Genomic DNA, 15630 nt, shown 5'->3' with positions numbered 1-15630 from the left:
ATGCGCCTCGCGTTCGCGTTCCTGCTGCGCCGCGCCGTCACCGCGCTCGCCGCGACGGCGCTCCCGTCGTGCTCCGAGCGCGGCGCGGAGGCCGCGGCGCCGGTGGACTCGACCGCCGGCAGCACCGCGCCGGTGCAGCTCGTCGCACGCGAGGTCGTCTCCGGGCTGGACGCGCCGCTGTTCCTCACGTCGCCGCCCGGCGACGCGCGGCTGTTCATCCTCGAGCAGCCCGGACGCATCCGCATCGTGAGCGGCGGCCGGCTGCTGCCGACGCCGTTCCTCGACATCGCTGCCAAGCTCACGTCGGGCGGCGAGCGCGGACTGTTGGGCCTCGCGTTCCATCCGCGCTACGCGCAGAACGGCCAGTTCTACGTGAACTACACCGACCGCAACGGCGACACGCGCGTCGAGCGGTATCGGGTGAGCGCGGACCGCGACCGCGCGGACGCGGCGAGCGCGTCGCTCGTGCTCACGGTCGCGCAGCCGTTCGCGAACCACAACGGCGGCATGCTCGCGTTCGGCCCCGACGGCAAGCTGTACGTCGGCATGGGCGACGGCGGCAGCGCCGGCGATCCGCAGGGCAACGGCCAGAAGCTCTCGACGCTGCTCGGCAAGCTGCTGCGCCTCGACGTCGACGACGTGCCTAACGGCGCCGCCTACTCGGTGCCGGCGGACAACCCGTTCGTGTCGGCGTCCGGCGCGCGCGGCGAGATCTGGGCGTTCGGGCTGCGCAACCCGTGGCGCTTCTCGTTCGACCCGCCGTCGTCGCGGCTCTACATCGCCGACGTGGGACAGGGGCGCCTCGAGGAGGTCGACGTCGCGGGGGTGCGCGAGGCCGGCGTGAACTACGGCTGGAACCGCATGGAAGGGAGCGACTGCTACAATGGCGCGTCGTGCGATCGGTCGCAGCTCCGGCTGCCGGTTGCGGAGTACGGCCACGACCAGGGCTGCTCGATCACCGGGGGCTACGTGTACCGCGGCGCGATCGCCGCGCTCCGCGGGCACTACTTCTACTCCGACTACTGCTCCGGCTTCCTGCGCAGCCTCCGCGTCGCCGACGACGGCAGCGTCGCCGATCGGCAGACGTGGAACGTCGGCGCGCTCGGCAACGTGACGTCGTTCGGCGTGGACGCGGCGGGCGAGCTGTACGTCGTGTCCCAGAACGGCAAGGTCTACAAGCTCGAGACCCGTTAGGCGGCCGCTCCGGCCGCTCAGTGCTTGTGCGTGCGCGCCCCGGTGTGGTTCGCGCAGCTCACGTTCGGGTTGTACTGCGCGAAGATGCCGTTCGGGTTGTCGCGGTACAGCCAGACGTGCCGGTCGTAGTGCGGCTCGAACATGTGCGCCTCGTCCGCCGCCGTCGCGGGGTCGTCGACCATGCGATCGAACGGCACGCCGCGGAACGACGGCGGCGCGCTGTTGCCCGCCTTCTCCCACGCCTTGATGAACACGAGGTTCTCGACGGCGACGAGATCGAGCGACCCGTCCTTCTGCGGCTCGTAGATGAGGATCGCCGGCTTGCGGAAGTCGATGTGCGTGCCGGTGCCGTCGACGCGCGGGTTCGGCGGGCCGGTGATGCCGAGCAGGTCGGGGCGCACGTAATGGATGCCCATCGCGCCGAGCGCCGCGGGGCGTCCCATCATCTCCGCGGTGTCGCAGAGGTCGAACGGATCGCGGATGTACCCTTCGGCGAGTGCGACCTTCACGTCGCGGAATCGCTCGGTCGCGGCGCGCACCGCCGTGAGATCGGGCTCGGCGAACTTCGGGCGCGCGGCGCTCCCGTTGGCGAGGCTCTGCGCGGACAGCGGCGACGCGGACAGGACGACACCGAGAGCGAGCAGTGAGGCGACGAGTCGCATGGTCGTTCTCCGGTTGAGGGAAGCTGAGGAGCCGGCAATTTCCCTCAACCCGGAAGCGCGCGCGTGAGTCGAACGACCCAGAACGGAGAGGGCAGGAGGGCAGGAGCGCAGGAGGGCAGGAGAGTCGTCGGCTCTCCTGCCCTCCTGCCCTCGCGCGCTTCGCGCGCGCCCTCCTGCCCTGTCAGTACCGGTAGTGGTCCGGCTTGTACGGCCCCTCGACCGGCACGCCGATGTACGCGGCCTGGTCGGCGGAGAGCGTCGTGAGCTTCACGCCGAGCTTCGCGAGGTGCAGGCGCGCGACCTCCTCGTCGAGCTTCTTCGGCAGCGTGTAGACCTTCTTCTCGTACTTCGCGTTGTTCGTGTGCAGCTCGAGCTGCGCGAGCACCTGGTTCGTGAAGCTGGCGGACATCACGAAGCTCGGGTGGCCCGTCGCGCAGCCGAGGTTCAGCAGGCGGCCCTCGGCGAGGATGAGCACCGAGTGCCCGTCGGGGAACACGAACTCGTCGTACTGCGGCTTGATGTTGACGCGCTTCACGCCCGCCTTCTTCAGGCCGGCCATGTCGATCTCGTTGTCGAAGTGGCCGATGTTGCCGACGATCGCCTTGTCCTTCATGCGGCGCATGTGGTCGACGGTAATGATGTTCTTGTTGCCCGTCGCCGTGATGAAGATGTCCGCCGTCTCGATCACGTCGTCGATGGTGAGGACCTGGTAGCCCTCCATCGCCGCCTGCAGCGCGCAGATCGGATCGATCTCCGTGATGACGACGCGCGCGCCCTGCCCCTTCAGCGCCTGCGCGCACCCCTTGCCGACGTCGCCGTAGCCGAACACCACCGCGACCTTGCCCGCCATCATGACGTCGGTCGCGCGGTTGATGCCGTCGACGATCGAGTGGCGGCAGCCGTACAGGTTGTCGAACTTCGACTTCGTGACCGAGTCGTTCACGTTGATCGCCGCGAACGCGAGCGTGCCGGCGTTCATCATCTCGTACAGCCGGTGCACGCCGGTCGTCGTCTCCTCGGAGACGCCGCGGATGCCGGCGATGACCTTCGTCCACCGGCCCGGATTCTTCTGCGCCTCGGCGCGCAGCAGCTCGAGGATGACGCCCCACTCCTCGGGATCGTTCTCGGCGTCGAACGCGGGGATCGCGCCGGCCTTCTCGTACTCGGCGCCCTTGTGCACGAGCAGCGTCGCGTCGCCGCCGTCGTCCAGCAGGAGGTTCGGGCCGCTGCCGTCCGGCCACATCAGCGCCTGCTCGGTGCACCACCAGTACTCCTCGAGCGTCTCGCCCTTCCACGCGAACACCGGCGTGCCCTGCGGGTTCTCCGGCGTGCCGTTCGGCCCGACGGCGACCGCCGCGGCCGCGTGGTCCTGCGTCGAGAAGATGTTGCACGACACCCAGCGGACGTCCGCGCCGAGCGCGGTGAGCGTCTCGATGAGCACCGCGGTCTGGATGGTCATGTGGAGCGAGCCCATGATCTTCGCGCCGGCGAGCGGCTTCTTGCCGGCGTAGCGCTGGCGCAGCGCCATCAGGCCGGGCATCTCCTGCTCGGCGAGGCGGATCTCGTTGCGCCCCCACTCGGCGAGCGAGAGGTCGCGCACCTTGAAGGCGGGTCGGTCGGCCGCGGAGGTCTTCGCGGCGGTGGGCTCGAGCAGGGTGCTCATCGTGACGGTCTCGGTTGGTGAAGGTGCGGCGCGCCTAACGCGCCGGGGAAAGGGCGCGTCGCGCGGACGCGGCGAACAGCGGCGGCCCCTTGGCCGCGGGGTCGTGCAGAAGCGGGACGATGCGCACGGCGTCGGCGCCGGCCGCGCGCATCCAGCTCTCGACCCGCGACGGGTCGAAGCCGAGCCAGACGTGCCCCATCTCGGCGCGGTACGCCTCGCGGTCGTGCGGCAGCATGTCGACGACGACGAGACGGCCACCCGGACGCAGCGCGCGGAGCGCCTCGCCCAACACGCGAGCCGGGTCGGCCGAGTAGTGGAGCGCGAGCAGGATCAAGGCGGCATCGAGCTCGCCGTCATCGAGCGGGAGCAACTCGAGCGAGCCCTCGCGCAGCTCCACGTTCGCGCGACCGTCGAGCCGACGGCGGGCCTCGGCGAGCATCGCCGGCGAGTCGTCGACGGCGATCACCCGCCGCACGAACGGCGCGACGGCGTCGGTCGTCGCGCCGAGGCCGCAGCCGAGGTCCCCAACGACGGCGTCGGGATCGAGCAGGGCGAGGAACGCCGACTGGTCGACGCGCGTGCCGAACAGCTCGGCGCGGGTGCGATCCCAGCGTGTGGCGGCGGAGAAGTACGCGGCCCGACGCACCAGCAGCAGCGCGGCGAGGCGGGCGGCGTCGGTCGCGGCGTCGGGGTGGGCAGCGAGCGGCGCGCGCACGGCGCTCCAGACGGCCTGCGCCGGATCGTCGAGCTGCGCCGCCATGCGGTAGCGGCGGCTGGTCCCCTCGGTGCGGGCGGTCACCCACCCGGCGTCGGCGAGCGTCTTCAGGTGCCGGCTCACCGTGGACTGCGGGAGCGCGAGCGCGCCCGCCAGCTCGGTCACCGCGAGCTCGTTCCGCTCGAGGACGAGCAGCAGCCGGCCCCGGATGGGGTCGGCCAGCGCGGCGAGGTGGTCGAGGACAGGAGGGGCGGCCATGTCTATTCGTATATCCGGATCAAAGGATATATGCCGGGGTCCGCGCCGGCAAGACGGAGCCGTTGTCCGGTTGCGGGGCTGGACCGCGTATCAACTCCGTTGCACCTTCGCTCCGCCCCTATCCCCTTCCCCTGCTCGGAGGCCTTGCCATGCTCGAGTCGTTGGCGTCTCCGTCCCCGCGCCGCAGCTTCCTGCAGCGCCTGGCCGCCGGCACGGCGGCGTTCCTCGCCACGGGTGGCACCGCGGCCGCTGCCGAGTCGAGCCGGCACGGCCTCGCGGCACCCGACGATCCGCTGTTCGCGCGCATCAAGGGCAAGCACCGCCAGGTCTTCGACGTCACCGCGCCTAACGACGGGTGGGGCCCGGTGTTCGCCCTCACGTGGATCGCGACGACGAAGGAAGCGCTTGGCGTCCCGGACTCCGACATCAGCGCCGTGATCGTGCTGCGCCACTTCGCCATGCCGCTCGCGCTGAACGATCAGATCTGGGCGAAGTACCACATCGGAGAGTTGATCAACGTCACCGATCCGAAGACGAAGACCACCGCGGTCCGGAACGTGTTCCACGAGAACCTGCCGCTGAACCCGGGGCTGACGTACCAGAAGCTCGCGGCGAATCCGAGCGTCGTGCTGCTCGCGTGCAACAAGGCGCTCACGGTGCTCAGCGGCATGGCCGGCCAGCGCATCGGCGTGTCGGCGGACCAGGCGAAGCGCGAGTGGACCGCGGGGCTCATCCCCGGCATCTCGCCCGTGGCGTCCGGCGTGTACGGCGTGCACCGCGCGCAGATGGCCGGCTGCACGTACTGCCAGGGCGGCTGAGCAGCCCGGCCGGACGACGTTAGGCACGACACGGTGGCCGCGCCCGGAGCTCCGGGCGCGGCCACCGCGTCGTTAGGCAGCCGTCAGATGCGCCGCTCGTTCGGCGGCGTCGCTGGCGTGTCGGCGACGACCGGCGCGTGCGTCACGGGATGCTCGTGCGCGTGCTGCGTGAGGTGCGAGGTCTGCCGCCCCATGAGGATGCGCACCGCGCGCACGTCGTGGCCGACGTCCACGAGCAGCACCGCGAGGTCGCCGACGCCCCACAGCAGCCCGGCGAGCACGATGAGCCGGCTCACCTCCGACACGAGCGTCGGCACCGACTCCACGCCCTGCCGCGCGAGCCCCGTGACCACCTCGGCGATCAGCATCAGCACGAGGACGATCGCGATCATGCGGAACAGCTTCGACAGGTAGCGGAGCCCGGTATACGGCTCGATGTCGGCCGCACGCACGCCCATGAGCGGGTCCAGCGCGCGCCGCGCGGTGTCGCGCCCATTGTCGCGCCCATTGTCGCGGCCATTGTCGCGGCCGTTCTCACGGCCGTTGCGCACCGCGGTCTCGTCGCTCGTGCGAGGAAGGATCTCTCTGTCGCTCATCCGCCATTGCTCCCGCCCGTCCATCGGGCGCGATACCCGCGGGCGTCGATGTGAGTGAAGGGACCGTGCGCACCGTTGCCGGGATAGATGCCGCACCCGCCGACGAGCTCGGGATGCGCCTGCTCCACGCGCTCCACCGCGCTGCAGACCACCTGCGCGTCGCGGATGTCGATGCGTCCGTCATGATTGAGGTCGTCCATCTGGCCGTCGCCGTCGTTGTCGATCCAGATGTCGTTCGCGTCGCCGTACATGTGCCGGCTGAGGTTCGCCCGACCGGTCTTGTCGCCGCCGCCGGCGTTGTACTGCGGCGAGCGGAACCCGCTCATCACGTGGAATCCCTTCGCGGCGATCCCATGCGACTCGAGGTCGGCGAGCACCAGCTCGTCCTTGTCGAGGATGGACGGCTGCACCACGACGTACTTCGGCCAGACGTTCTGCTGGTCGTGGGTGAGGAAGTCGCGGATGCGCAGGTGCTCGGACAGCCGCGTGTCCTGCGTCTCCGGGGTGACCTCGATGAGGCCGCGCGGCGGCGCGTACTTCGCCGGCGGCGCCTTCGCCGGGCCGCGCGCCCCGTGCTCCGTGGGCCACGACCCGATGTAGTAGAGACCGATCCGGCCGCCCTTGCGCTCGGAGAGCGGCGTGAGCGTGACGACGCTGAGATCGGTCACCGGCCGGAGCGCGTTCGCCACGCGAAGCGCGACCTGCCCGACCGCCGACGGACGCGGCGCCGCCGAGTCGGTGCCGTAGACCACCTCCGCACCGTGCGGCAGCGCGCCCGCCGAGTCGCCGGGGGTGCGCATGACGATGCGCACCTTGCCGCTCGCGCCGCGCAGCGGAACCAGAGCCTCGAGCGCGGCGCTCGTGAGATACGCGGTCGACGGCGCGTCGGGGTTCGTGAGCGCCGCGGCCACGGAGCGCGTCGTCGGGGTCGTCGCCTCGCCGCCGCTCTCGGCGGTCGTCAGCGCGCGCGCCTGCACGATGGTCCAGATCCACGCGACCGCGAGCACCGCGAGGACGACCGACGAGATCACCTCGAGCCAGCGCTCCGCGCGCGGAGACACCCCGGCCCGGTGCCACCAGCTGCCGGGTGGCTCGGGAAGCTGCAACGCCCGCTCCACGAGCTGGGCGACTGTTTCCATCGGCTGCCTCCGCGACGACGGGGATCCATCCGGCGACCCGCGGCCGGACCGACCGCTCCTGTCGCGTGATCCGTGCCGAGCGGAAGCGAGGCCGGGGACGGCTCGCGATCGTGCCCGCGAACCGTCCCCGGCCATCGGCTCATCCGTGCCGCCGCCGACTCATCGCACCTCGATCGTCGCCTGCATGTTCGGGTGGAAGATGCAGTAGTACGGATGGCTGCCGGCCGCCGCAGCGACCCAGCGCCAGCTCTTGCCGCCGTCGATCGTCTTCGAGTCGAACGCGCCGTCGCGCGCCGTCGCCGTGTGCGGCACGAAGTCGGTGTTCTTCCAGACGACGGTGTCGCCGGGCGCGACGCGCAGCGTCGCCGGCTGAGTCACGAAGTTCACGATGGTCACAGTGTACGCTCGCGGCGGCGGGCGTCGCGCGCACGAGGCCAGCGCGAGCCCCATCGCGATCGCGCCGGCGCTCGCGACCCCTGCCCGCGACCTCACTTCTTGCCGAGCCCGGACTGGATGCTCTTCGCGCGGTCGAGGTGCGCCGCGACGACCGGCCGCACCTTCTGCAGCAGCGCCTTCAGCTCCGCGTTCTGCGCGCCCGGAATGAGCGTCTGATCGAGCGCGTTCAGCACCGCCTGGTGGTAGTCGACCTCGTGCGCGATGTACGCCGAGTCGAACGCCGCGCCGCTCATCCCCTGCAGGGCGGAGTTCGACGCGTCGGCGCCGCTCTTCAGCTGCTGACTGGTCGGGTTGTCCTGCGGCGTCACGTTCAGCTTCGTCGCGAGCGCGACGGCTTCCTTGTTCGCGCCCGAGTGGTCCGTGATCATCGTCTGCGCGAAGTCCTTCACCGCCTTCGCCGTCCCCTTCTTCTTCGCGAGCTCGCCGGCGGTGCTGTCGATGGAGTTCGCCGTCACCGCGACGTGCGCGATCTGCGCGTCGTTCAGCGCGCCCCCGGACGCGCTCGCACTCGCGGTCGGGGTGCCCGACGTGGCCGAATCGCTCCTGGCGGCAGGAGCAGCGGTCGCACCCGCGGTGTCGGCCGCGGTGTCCTTCTTCGCGCAGGCCGCCAAGAGGCAGGCGAGGCTGGCCCCGCTGACGAGAACGACGCGCGCGAACGATCTGGTGGAGGACTGGACGGACATGTGGGCTCTCCGGACGTGGTGTAGGAACGCCGTCTGCTCGAAACGGAGAATAGCGCAGCAATTTCTGTTCTTTTGCGCCATCCCGCCGTTCGGCGGCGACCTTGACCACATCCGCGCGCGTCGCGGCGCGTCGAGCTACTCGACGCGCTGGACGACCACAGGCTCCTTCGCTGGCTCCGGCCGCCAGTCGTCGAGCCCCGTGGCGCGCTCGCGACGCGCGCGGAGGCCGAGTCCAACGAGCGCCGCCGCGCCGAGGGCGAGCAGTCCGGGCGACGGCGGCGCGGGGGCCGGCGCGGGCCTAACGGCTCCCACGCGGGCGGCGGCGAGCAGCAGGCCGCCGGCGACGATCGGCGCCATCACGAGCTTGCGGCCGATCATGCGCTCCGCCTCCGCGCCGCCGTGGCCGCGGCCCGATCGCTCGCGAGGACGGCGGTGACCCGCGACATCCACCCCGGCCCGGAGATGAAGTGGGCGGAGCAGAGCTCCCGGCCGCGGAGCACGGTGCCGACCGGCGACGGCGCGGTGCGGCGCGCCGCGATCGCGGCGACGAGCGCGTGGAGACGACGCGGAGCGACGGCGTGCGACGTGGACGGCGACATGAGGCCTCCCGGCGGTACGGTGTGTCGTGGACGCCGGGACTATGCGCCGCGCCGAGTCACCGCTGCGTCATCACCTCGTCACCTCGGGCCGTCATCGAGCGCCGACGAGCAGGTGGCGAAGCGCCGGATCGGGGTTCGTGAACGCCGCGCGGAAAGCCGCCCACGCGCGGCGGCTGGCGTCGCGATCGCCGCGACGCTCCTGCCACTCCGCGAGCCGGCGCTGCGCGAAGGAGTATGCGAGCCCCCGCAGCACCAGGTGCCCCGGCGGCACGCGCCGGTAATCCACCGCGCGCGCCATCGTCACGACGGCGGAATCCAGCTCGCCGACGTGCGCATACGCGTCCGCCACGATCCACCGCATGATGAGGCTCGGCGCGCGGTCCGCGTTCAGCGACTCGTGCTCGCCCGCCCGCGCGAGCGGTGCGAGCGTCTCGATCACGTGCGCCCACCGTCCCGCGCGGCCGTCGATGAGCGACGCGATGACGACCGGGCCGTGGCCGAGTCGCGCCAGCTCCACCGGCGGCAGCGCGTCGAGGTGTCGGAGGACGGCACGGGCGCCGCTCGTGTCGCCGCGCGCGGCGAGCCGCAGTCCGCGCGCCTGCACGGCGCCAGGGGTGCTGTCGCTCGCCAGCGAGGCGCCGATCGCCGGCTCCGACTCGCCGCTGACGATGGCGAGGATCGAGCGCGCGTTCTCGTACCAGCGCTGCTCGGCGCCCGTCGACCGCGCGGCCGCGGCGGAGAGGATGCGCCCGGCCGCGGCCACCTCGCCGTGGACGGCGCGCACCGCGGCGAGCGCCGTCGTCGCGTCGATCCGGAGGCTCGGAGACGAGCCGGGCGCGTTCGCCGCGCGTGTCGCGACGCGCTCCGCGTCGGCCCACCGGTTCGTCACCGTGGCGAGCAGGATCGATGCGTCGTCGGCGTAGACGCCGGTGAGCGCGCGCGCGCACGCTCCGCGGCGCGATCCGGACGGCCTAACGCCATCAGCATGTCCGCCGCGTTGATCACCATCGGCGGATCCTGATCGCGCCCGAACGGGTTGTTCGCCGCGGCGCTGTCGAAGTCCGCGAGCGCGTCCTCGTACCGACCGAGCATGTACATGTACAGCCCGCGGTTGCTGCGGCCGCCGACCGAGTTCGGGACGAGCGACAGGTACTGCGTGTACCACTTCACCGCCGACGTGAGGTCGCGGTCGATGGCGTACGCGGCGTCCGCCTTCAGCCGGTAGCTCTGCGCGGTGCTGAGCCGCTGCGGTCGACGCAGCGCCTCGCTCAGCGTGAGCCGCGCGGAGTCGAGATTGCGCGCCTCGATGTAGTTGAGCCCCATGAGCGCCCACGCTGCCGCGAAGCCGGTGTCCAGCGCGACGGCATCGCGCAGCAGCCGGTTGCTCCCGGCGACGTCGCCGCTCTCCTTGCGGGCGAGCGCGTCGACGTATCTGCGGTAGGCCGGGAGCGAGGGCGTGGCGATGTCGAGCAGCACCTGGTTGCGTTCGAGCTCACTGCGACGCTCGCCGAGCTGCTCGCGGAGCGCGTGGCCGAGTCGCTGCACGACGGGAACGACGCTGTCCGCGGAGGCGACCGCCGACGCGGTGGCGATCTCCTTCCCCGCGTCGTGGTCCACCACGCGCACGACGAGCCGGTATCCGTCGCCGGCGGTCTCCACGTTCCCGGTCACCACGGCACGCACGGAGCTGCGCTCCGCGAGCTCGCGCGCGAGGTCGACGTTCACGCGCGTCGTCTCGGGCCGACCCGACGCGCGGAGCGCCCCGGCGAGCGCGGACCGCGGCATGGTGGAGACGAACCGCGACTGATTCAGCTCCGTCGTCACGAGCTCGCGCACCACGCGGCCGAGCGCCGGGTCCGACGGCGGACCGTCGAAGTCGGAGACGACCACCCAATCGCGCCGCTTCAACGGCGACGTCTGCGTGCGCACGGCTACCGCTCCGACGACGGCGAGCGCGGAGAGCGCCACGCCGACGCCGGCCCACACGCGCAGCCGGCGCGCCGCGCGGCGCGTCATGCGGCGGCGGCGCGTCGGATCGACGAGCGCGGCGGAGAACTGCTCCATGCTCGCGAAGCGGTCGGCCGGATCCTTCGCCAGCGCTTCGGCGAGCGCGTTGGACACGGCGCGCGGCACGTCGGGACGCAGCGACTGGATCGCCGGCGGATCCTCGTACCGCCGCTGCGTGACGATCGCCTGCAGCGTCGGGCCCTCGAATGGCGCGCGCCCGGTGAGCATCTCGTACAGCACGCACGCGAGGCTGTACACGTCGGTCCGATGATCGAGCGCCGCGATGCCGATGCTCTGCTCGGGGCTCATGTAGCGCGGCGTGCCGACGACCATGCCCGTGTGCGTGAGCCGCGACTCCGAGTCCTCAAGCGCGAGCGCGATCCCGAAGTCGGCGACGAGCGGCCGGACACCGCCGGTGTGCCGCCGCCCATCGGGCGAGTGCCCGGCCAGCAGGATGTTCTCCGGCTTCACGTCGCGGTGGATGACGCCGCACTCGTGCGCGAAGCCGAGCGCCTCGGCCACGTCGCGCGTGATCCGAACCGCCTCGTCCACCGGAAGCCGCTCCTCGCGCTCGAGGCGGTCGCGCAGCGACTCGCCCTCGATGAACGGCATCGTGAAGTAGAGCAGCCCCTCCGTCTCGCCCGAGTCGTAGAGCGGCAGGATGCCCGGATGCGACAGGCGCGCGGCCGTCTGGATCTCGCGGAGAAACCGCTCGGCCCCCATCGCGACGGCGATCTCCGGGCGCAGGACCTTCAGCGCGACGAGCCGGTCGTGCTTCAGGTCGTGCGCGAGGTACACCCTGGCCGTCGCGCCGACGCCGAGCTCGCGCTCGATCCGGTAATTGGCGGCGAGGACGGTGCCGAGGTACTGCTGGAGATCCCTTGCCATCACGGGCCACGTCATCGGTGCTCACTATACGACCCCGCCGTGGCCCCTACCAGGGTCGTTCCTCCCTCGGTCCGAGCGGTCGACTTGCTATCTTGCCTGCGGTGGTGATCCGCCTACCCGCGCCCACCGTCGATGCACGATCCCCTCCCCTGCGACCCTTTCGCGTGCTCCGACTGACGACGTTCGGCGGCGTGCTGCTGCGCGACGACGGCGAGCCCCACACCGGCGCGGCGAGCCAGCGCCGACGGCTGGCGCTGCTCGTGCTGGTCGCCGCCGCGGGCACGCGGCCGATCAGCCGCGACAAGCTGGTCGGCGTGCTGTGGCCCGACGTCGACGAGGAGCGCGCGCGCCACGCGCTGCGCCAGGCGCTGCACGCGCTGCAGCACGCGCTCGGCGGCGACGCGCTGTTCCTCGGCACGTCGGCGCTGCAGCTCAACCCCGCGGTCATCAGCTCCGACGTGCAGGAGCTCGAGGAAGCGGCGGAAGCGGGCGCACACCAGCGAGTCGTCGCGCTGTACAAGGGTCCGTTCCTCGACGGCTTCGTGGTGAGCGACGCGCCGGAGTTCGAGCACTGGGCCGACGCGCAGCGCGCGCACTTCGCGCGGCTGCACACCGCGTCGCTCGAGGCGCTCGCCGCCGAGAGCTCCGCGCGCGGCGACCGCACGGGTGCGGTGACCTGGTGGCGCCGGCTCGCCGCCGAGCACCCGGTGAGCTCGCGCTATGCGCTCGGTCTCATGCGCGCGCTCTCCGACGCGGGCGACCGCACCGGCGCGCTGCAGTTCGCCGCCGTGCACGAGACGGTGGTGCGCCAGCAGCTCGGCACCGAGCCCGATGCTGCGGTCGCCGACCTCGCCGCGCAGCTCCGCGCCGGCGAGGAGCCCGACGCGACGACCGCGCGGGGCGGCGCGCGCGCGGCGGCCGCGCTGCGCGCCGACGCGGTGCGCGAGCGCGCACGCGACCGGCGGCTCGCGTGGCTCGATCGCACGCTCGGCGCGCGCTTCGACATCGACGCGCAGACGTCGCGGCACGTCGTCGGCGCCATCGTGAGCTACCAGGCGTTCGATCGCACGCGGCGCGTGCCGGTCGAGATCCATCTGCTCGATGCCGGCGTGTCGACGAGCGCCGACTTCGACCTGCTCGGCGCGCACCTCGACCGCATCGCGTCGCTCGACGAGCCGCACGTGGCGCCGCTGTACGAGCACGGCGTCGCGGAGCACGTCGTGTACTACGTGGTCTCGCGCCCGGAAGGCGTGTCGCTGCGCGACCGGCTCGCGCGCGAGCGGCAGCTGCCGTTAGGCGAGGCGCTCGCCGTCGCCGACGACGTGGCGGCGGCGCTGGCGCACGCCCACGAGCGCGGCGTGCGTCACGGGGACCTGCGCCCGAAGTACGTCGTCGGCGGCGACGCGGGCTGCGTCGTGACGGGGCTCGGCATCGCCGAGGCGCTGGTCAGCGCGACGGCGCACGATCGGACGTCGACCGCAATCCGCGTCGGATCGCCGGCGTACCAGAGCCCCGAGCAGCTCACCGGCGCGTCCGGCGTCGACGCCCGGTGGGACGTGTACGCGCTCGGCTGCATGCTGTACGAGATGCTCGCCGGCGAGGTACCGTTCGCGAGCGGCAACCCGACGCATCTGGTGAGCGCGAAGTTCACGGCCCCGGTGCCGTCGCTGCGCGAGCGGCGCGACAGCGTGACGCCCGAGCTGGACGCGGTGGTGCGGCGGTGTCTCGCGAAGTCGCCGTCGGACCGCTACCGCGACGGCGGCGAGCTGCGCGCGGCGCTCGCCGCGGTGCGCCCGACGGCGGGCGCCTAACGAAACGGAGTCGACATGAAGCTGACGGATCGCCAGCGGCTCGTGCTCAAGGAAGCCGTGGCGGAGATCGACGTGCCCATTCCCGGCCGGAACGAGGCAGGCCCGCGGTGGGACGGCCTGGTGCTGAGCATCCGCAACCAGCTCGCGGCCCGGCACCGCGCCGCGGTGACGACGGGGTTCGACAAGCCCGGACCGATGTTCTCCGAGGCGCAGGTCACGCAGATCATGACGCAGCTCGTGGAGCGCGGGCTGCTGTCGGTGGCGCGCGGCGCGGACTACTCCAAGCGCGTGACGGTGACCGACGCCGGGCGCGCCGCCCTCGCCACCGGCGGCGACGCCGACGACGAGTGACGGCGCGCGCTCACCACTGGTCGACGGCGCCGCGTCGCTTGGAGTAGAGCAGCGCCGCGTCCTTCATCGCCTGCGCCGTGGCGATGATCTCGTCGAGCAGCGCCGGCAGGAAGTCGGGATCGAACCCCCGCTCGTCGACCTTGAGGTCGACGTCGGCGCTCTCGGCGCGGCGGCGCAGGAGCTGGTGCAGCGCCCGACTCACGCGGTTGGCGTCCTTCAGGTCGGGCCCGAGGCCGTCGAAGAAGTCCGTGTACGGCGTGGGGTGCGTCGGGCGCGGCCCGTTCGTGGAGCGATGGTAGCGCTGTGACATCCCGGAAGGAGTAATCACCCTAGGCGGGCTTCACAGCCTGGTCGAGCCACGCACGCACCGTCGGCAGCAGCGCGGGGTGCGCCTCGCCCGGCCCCGCGCGCTGCTGGCGGATGGCCTCGCGCGGCGGCGGCGCGCTCTCGAGGCCGTGGTCCATCCCCTCGATGACGCGCAGCGATGCGCGCCCCGGATGGAACCCGTTGATCATGTCGACGAGGTACCGGCTGTCGGCCTCCGACGTGACGAAGTCGGACGTGCCGTAGATCACGAGCACCGGGCGGTCGATGCGCTTCCAGTGCTCGGCCTGGTCGACGTCGCCGACCTGCTGCATGTAGGTGTACGGCTGCGGCAGCGCGAGATTCCCCGCGCAGCCGGGCAGCGCGGCGGTGATCGCCTGCGGCGTCTCGTGGAGGACGTGGAAGCGGTAGGCGCACTGCACGTGCAGGCGCATCTCGCGCTCCACCTCGTCGTACGGGCGGCCGAGCAGCACGAGCTGTCGCCGCGCGTTCGCGAGGTCGTACTCGAGCCAGTTCAGCCCCGTGGTCTCCGCGAGCACGAGCGCGGAGACCGGGATGGAGTCCGCGACGATCGAGGCCTCGATGGGTCCCATGCTGTGCGCCACGATCGCGACGTGCGCGCTGTCCACGCGCGGGTCGGCTCGCAGCGCGCGGAGCCCCGCCGTTAGGCCGGCGATCTCGAGGTGCAGGTCGGCAGCGGGGCTGTCGCACGACGGCCCGTCGCTGTCGCCCATGCCCACCTTCTCCACGCGCATCACGGCGTAGCCGGCCCGCGCGAGCCCGTAGATCAGCGTGCCGTAGCCGCCCTGCTCGCGCAGGCCGTCGAGCGAGTAGCAGCCGACGCCGCCCATGAACAGCAGCCCGGGATGGCGGCCCGGCGTCGCCGGCCGCACGGTGATCGTGCGGCGTCGCACGCCCGCACCTTCCACCGAGCCGTAGTCCACCGTCACGCCGGGTGCCGCCGCCTCCAGCGGCCGCGCCACGGCGCGCGCGCGCAGCTCGAGCGTGTCGCGGCCGCGGCGCACACGCAGGGTCACCGGCCGCCCGGCGAGCAGTCGACCGCTGCGCGCGACGAACGTCGCGACGTCGGTCACCGCGGTGTCGTTCAAGGTGAGCACGCGGTCGCCGGCGTGCACGCCCGCGAGCGCGGCGGTGCCGGTGGGCCCGATGGCCTGGATCACGACGCCGCGGCCGTCCGCCGCGGCGGAGTCGCGGGTGACCGCGACGCCGAGCACGGCGTGGCGTGGCAGGCCACCGATGGTGTCGGGTACGGCGGGCTGGGCCTGCGTTAGGCGCGCGGCGGCGAGGCCGGCGGCGAGTACGGCGGCAGCGAGCGTCGACATGGTTCGCGATGCGGGTCTCTGATGCGTGACCAGCAAAAGGTGAGACCCGGGGATCCGCGGTCGCAACCGTGGAGCCCCGGGTCTCGTCACATCCGGCGCGCGCCGCGCCCGGCGCGTCAGCCG

General features: G+C 72.4%; 17 protein-coding genes. 4 read left to right on the top strand and 13 right to left on the bottom strand.

What is annotated here, in order from left to right; all coding sequences use genetic code 11:
* On the top strand, positions 1–1194 hold the full coding sequence (locus J421_RS14345) for a PQQ-dependent sugar dehydrogenase (RefSeq protein WP_025411870.1): 1194 nt from the start codon (positions 1–3) through the stop codon (positions 1192–1194).
* 17 nt (positions 1195–1211) lie between these two features.
* Here the strand turns inward: J421_RS14345 and J421_RS14340 are convergent, their stop codons facing one another.
* From J421_RS14340 to J421_RS14330, 3 genes are all read right to left on the bottom strand, one after another.
* Positions 1212–1856 (bottom strand): hypothetical protein, encoded by a 645-nt coding sequence (locus J421_RS14340; RefSeq protein WP_025411869.1) that lies wholly within the window; start codon positions 1854–1856, stop codon positions 1212–1214.
* Between the two features lie 181 nt (positions 1857–2037).
* Positions 2038–3519, bottom strand: a complete 1482-nt coding sequence (gene ahcY, locus J421_RS14335) for an adenosylhomocysteinase (protein WP_025411868.1) — start codon at positions 3517–3519, stop codon at positions 2038–2040.
* Between the two features lie 34 nt (positions 3520–3553).
* Positions 3554–4492, bottom strand: coding sequence for an ArsR/SmtB family transcription factor (locus J421_RS14330; protein WP_025411867.1), 939 nt, complete (start codon positions 4490–4492; stop codon positions 3554–3556).
* Positions 4493–4641: 149 nt separating this feature from the next.
* On the opposite strand from J421_RS14330, the gene J421_RS14325 reads away from it, so the two are divergent.
* The gene (locus J421_RS14325) at positions 4642–5310 is read left to right on the top strand and encodes a hypothetical protein (protein ID WP_025411866.1); all 669 of its coding nucleotides are present in this window, start codon (positions 4642–4644) and stop codon (positions 5308–5310) included.
* An 83-nt stretch (positions 5311–5393) separates the two neighbouring features.
* Here the strand turns inward: J421_RS14325 and J421_RS14320 are convergent, their stop codons facing one another.
* The 8 genes from J421_RS14320 to J421_RS14285 all read right to left on the bottom strand — a co-directional run bounded on the left by J421_RS14320 (position 5394) and on the right by J421_RS14285 (position 11693).
* Positions 5394–5906, bottom strand: coding sequence for a hypothetical protein (locus J421_RS14320; protein ID WP_148306324.1), 513 nt, complete (start codon positions 5904–5906; stop codon positions 5394–5396).
* A complete protein-coding gene (locus J421_RS14315) occupies positions 5903–7045 on the bottom strand; it encodes a M15 family metallopeptidase domain-containing protein (protein WP_148306323.1) in 1143 nt (380 codons plus the stop codon). Before J421_RS14315 ends, J421_RS14320 begins: the two co-directional genes overlap by 4 nt.
* A 159-nt stretch (positions 7046–7204) precedes the next feature.
* Complete coding sequence (locus tag J421_RS14310) at positions 7205–7432, bottom strand: cupredoxin domain-containing protein (RefSeq protein ID WP_148306322.1); 228 nt, start codon at positions 7430–7432, stop codon at positions 7205–7207.
* 101 nt (positions 7433–7533) lie between these two features.
* Positions 7534–8184 carry a DUF4142 domain-containing protein gene (locus J421_RS14305; RefSeq protein WP_148306321.1) on the bottom strand — a complete coding sequence of 217 codons (651 nt, stop codon included), beginning with the start codon at positions 8182–8184 and terminating at the stop codon, positions 7534–7536.
* A gap of 135 nt (positions 8185–8319) precedes the next feature.
* Positions 8320–8562 carry a hypothetical protein gene (locus J421_RS14300; protein WP_025411861.1) on the bottom strand — a complete coding sequence of 81 codons (243 nt, stop codon included), beginning with the start codon at positions 8560–8562 and terminating at the stop codon, positions 8320–8322.
* Positions 8559–8783, bottom strand: coding sequence for a hypothetical protein (locus J421_RS14295; protein ID WP_025411860.1), 225 nt, complete (start codon positions 8781–8783; stop codon positions 8559–8561). The genes J421_RS14300 and J421_RS14295 overlap by 4 nt, the downstream gene beginning before the upstream one ends.
* A gap of 91 nt (positions 8784–8874) precedes the next feature.
* Entirely contained in the window at positions 8875–9672 is a 798-nt protein-coding gene (locus J421_RS14290) for a hypothetical protein (protein WP_025411859.1), read from the bottom strand.
* On the bottom strand, positions 9669–11693 hold the full coding sequence (locus J421_RS14285) for a protein kinase domain-containing protein (protein ID WP_025411858.1): 2025 nt from the start codon (positions 11691–11693) through the stop codon (positions 9669–9671). Before J421_RS14285 ends, J421_RS14290 begins: the two co-directional genes overlap by 4 nt.
* Before the next feature lie 149 nt (positions 11694–11842).
* Between J421_RS14285 and J421_RS14280 the strand changes: the two genes are divergently transcribed.
* Positions 11843–13489: a protein kinase domain-containing protein gene (locus tag J421_RS14280; RefSeq protein ID WP_025411857.1), complete on the top strand. Its 1647-nt coding sequence runs from the start codon at positions 11843–11845 to the stop codon at positions 13487–13489.
* A gap of 15 nt (positions 13490–13504) precedes the next feature.
* Positions 13505–13840 (top strand): hypothetical protein, encoded by a 336-nt coding sequence (locus J421_RS14275; protein WP_025411856.1) that lies wholly within the window; start codon positions 13505–13507, stop codon positions 13838–13840.
* 10 nt (positions 13841–13850) lie between these two features.
* Here the strand turns inward: J421_RS14275 and J421_RS14270 are convergent, their stop codons facing one another.
* Both J421_RS14270 and J421_RS14265 read right to left on the bottom strand, forming a co-directional pair.
* Positions 13851–14150: a hypothetical protein gene (locus J421_RS14270; protein ID WP_025411855.1), complete on the bottom strand. Its 300-nt coding sequence runs from the start codon at positions 14148–14150 to the stop codon at positions 13851–13853.
* A gap of 19 nt (positions 14151–14169) precedes the next feature.
* Positions 14170–15507 carry a serine aminopeptidase domain-containing protein gene (locus J421_RS14265; protein ID WP_025411854.1) on the bottom strand — a complete coding sequence of 446 codons (1338 nt, stop codon included), beginning with the start codon at positions 15505–15507 and terminating at the stop codon, positions 14170–14172.
* Positions 15508–15630: the final 123 nt, after the last annotated feature.

The sequence above is a fragment of the Gemmatirosa kalamazoonensis genome, from assembly GCF_000522985.1.
Taxonomy (GTDB): domain Bacteria; phylum Gemmatimonadota; class Gemmatimonadetes; order Gemmatimonadales; family Gemmatimonadaceae; genus Gemmatirosa; species Gemmatirosa kalamazoonensis.
Note: the sequence above shows the minus strand (reverse complement) of the source record. Positions and strands in the feature narration are given on the sequence as shown.

Excerpts from the sequence above, each read along its gene's own strand:
- J421_RS14345 (WP_025411870.1), top strand. The coding sequence starts at position 1 with ATGCGCCTCGCGTTCGCGTTCCTGCTGCGCCGCGCCGTCACCGCGCTC.
- J421_RS14340 (WP_025411869.1), bottom strand. The coding sequence starts at position 1,856 with ATGCGACTCGTCGCCTCACTGCTCGCTCTCGGTGTCGTCCTGTCCGCG.
- ahcY (WP_025411868.1), bottom strand. The coding sequence starts at position 3,519 with ATGAGCACCCTGCTCGAGCCCACCGCCGCGAAGACCTCCGCGGCCGAC.
- J421_RS14330 (WP_025411867.1), bottom strand. The coding sequence starts at position 4,492 with ATGGCCGCCCCTCCTGTCCTCGACCACCTCGCCGCGCTGGCCGACCCC.
- J421_RS14325 (WP_025411866.1), top strand. The coding sequence starts at position 4,642 with ATGCTCGAGTCGTTGGCGTCTCCGTCCCCGCGCCGCAGCTTCCTGCAG.
- J421_RS14320 (WP_148306324.1), bottom strand. The coding sequence starts at position 5,906 with ATGAGCGACAGAGAGATCCTTCCTCGCACGAGCGACGAGACCGCGGTG.
- J421_RS14315 (WP_148306323.1), bottom strand. The coding sequence starts at position 7,045 with ATGGAAACAGTCGCCCAGCTCGTGGAGCGGGCGTTGCAGCTTCCCGAG.
- J421_RS14305 (WP_148306321.1), bottom strand. The coding sequence starts at position 8,184 with ATGTCCGTCCAGTCCTCCACCAGATCGTTCGCGCGCGTCGTTCTCGTC.
- J421_RS14300 (WP_025411861.1), bottom strand. The coding sequence starts at position 8,562 with ATGATCGGCCGCAAGCTCGTGATGGCGCCGATCGTCGCCGGCGGCCTG.
- J421_RS14295 (WP_025411860.1), bottom strand. The coding sequence starts at position 8,783 with ATGTCGCCGTCCACGTCGCACGCCGTCGCTCCGCGTCGTCTCCACGCG.
- J421_RS14285 (WP_025411858.1), bottom strand. The coding sequence starts at position 11,693 with ATGACGTGGCCCGTGATGGCAAGGGATCTCCAGCAGTACCTCGGCACC.
- J421_RS14275 (WP_025411856.1), top strand. The coding sequence starts at position 13,505 with ATGAAGCTGACGGATCGCCAGCGGCTCGTGCTCAAGGAAGCCGTGGCG.
- J421_RS14270 (WP_025411855.1), bottom strand. The coding sequence starts at position 14,150 with ATGTCACAGCGCTACCATCGCTCCACGAACGGGCCGCGCCCGACGCAC.
- J421_RS14265 (WP_025411854.1), bottom strand. The coding sequence starts at position 15,507 with ATGTCGACGCTCGCTGCCGCCGTACTCGCCGCCGGCCTCGCCGCCGCG.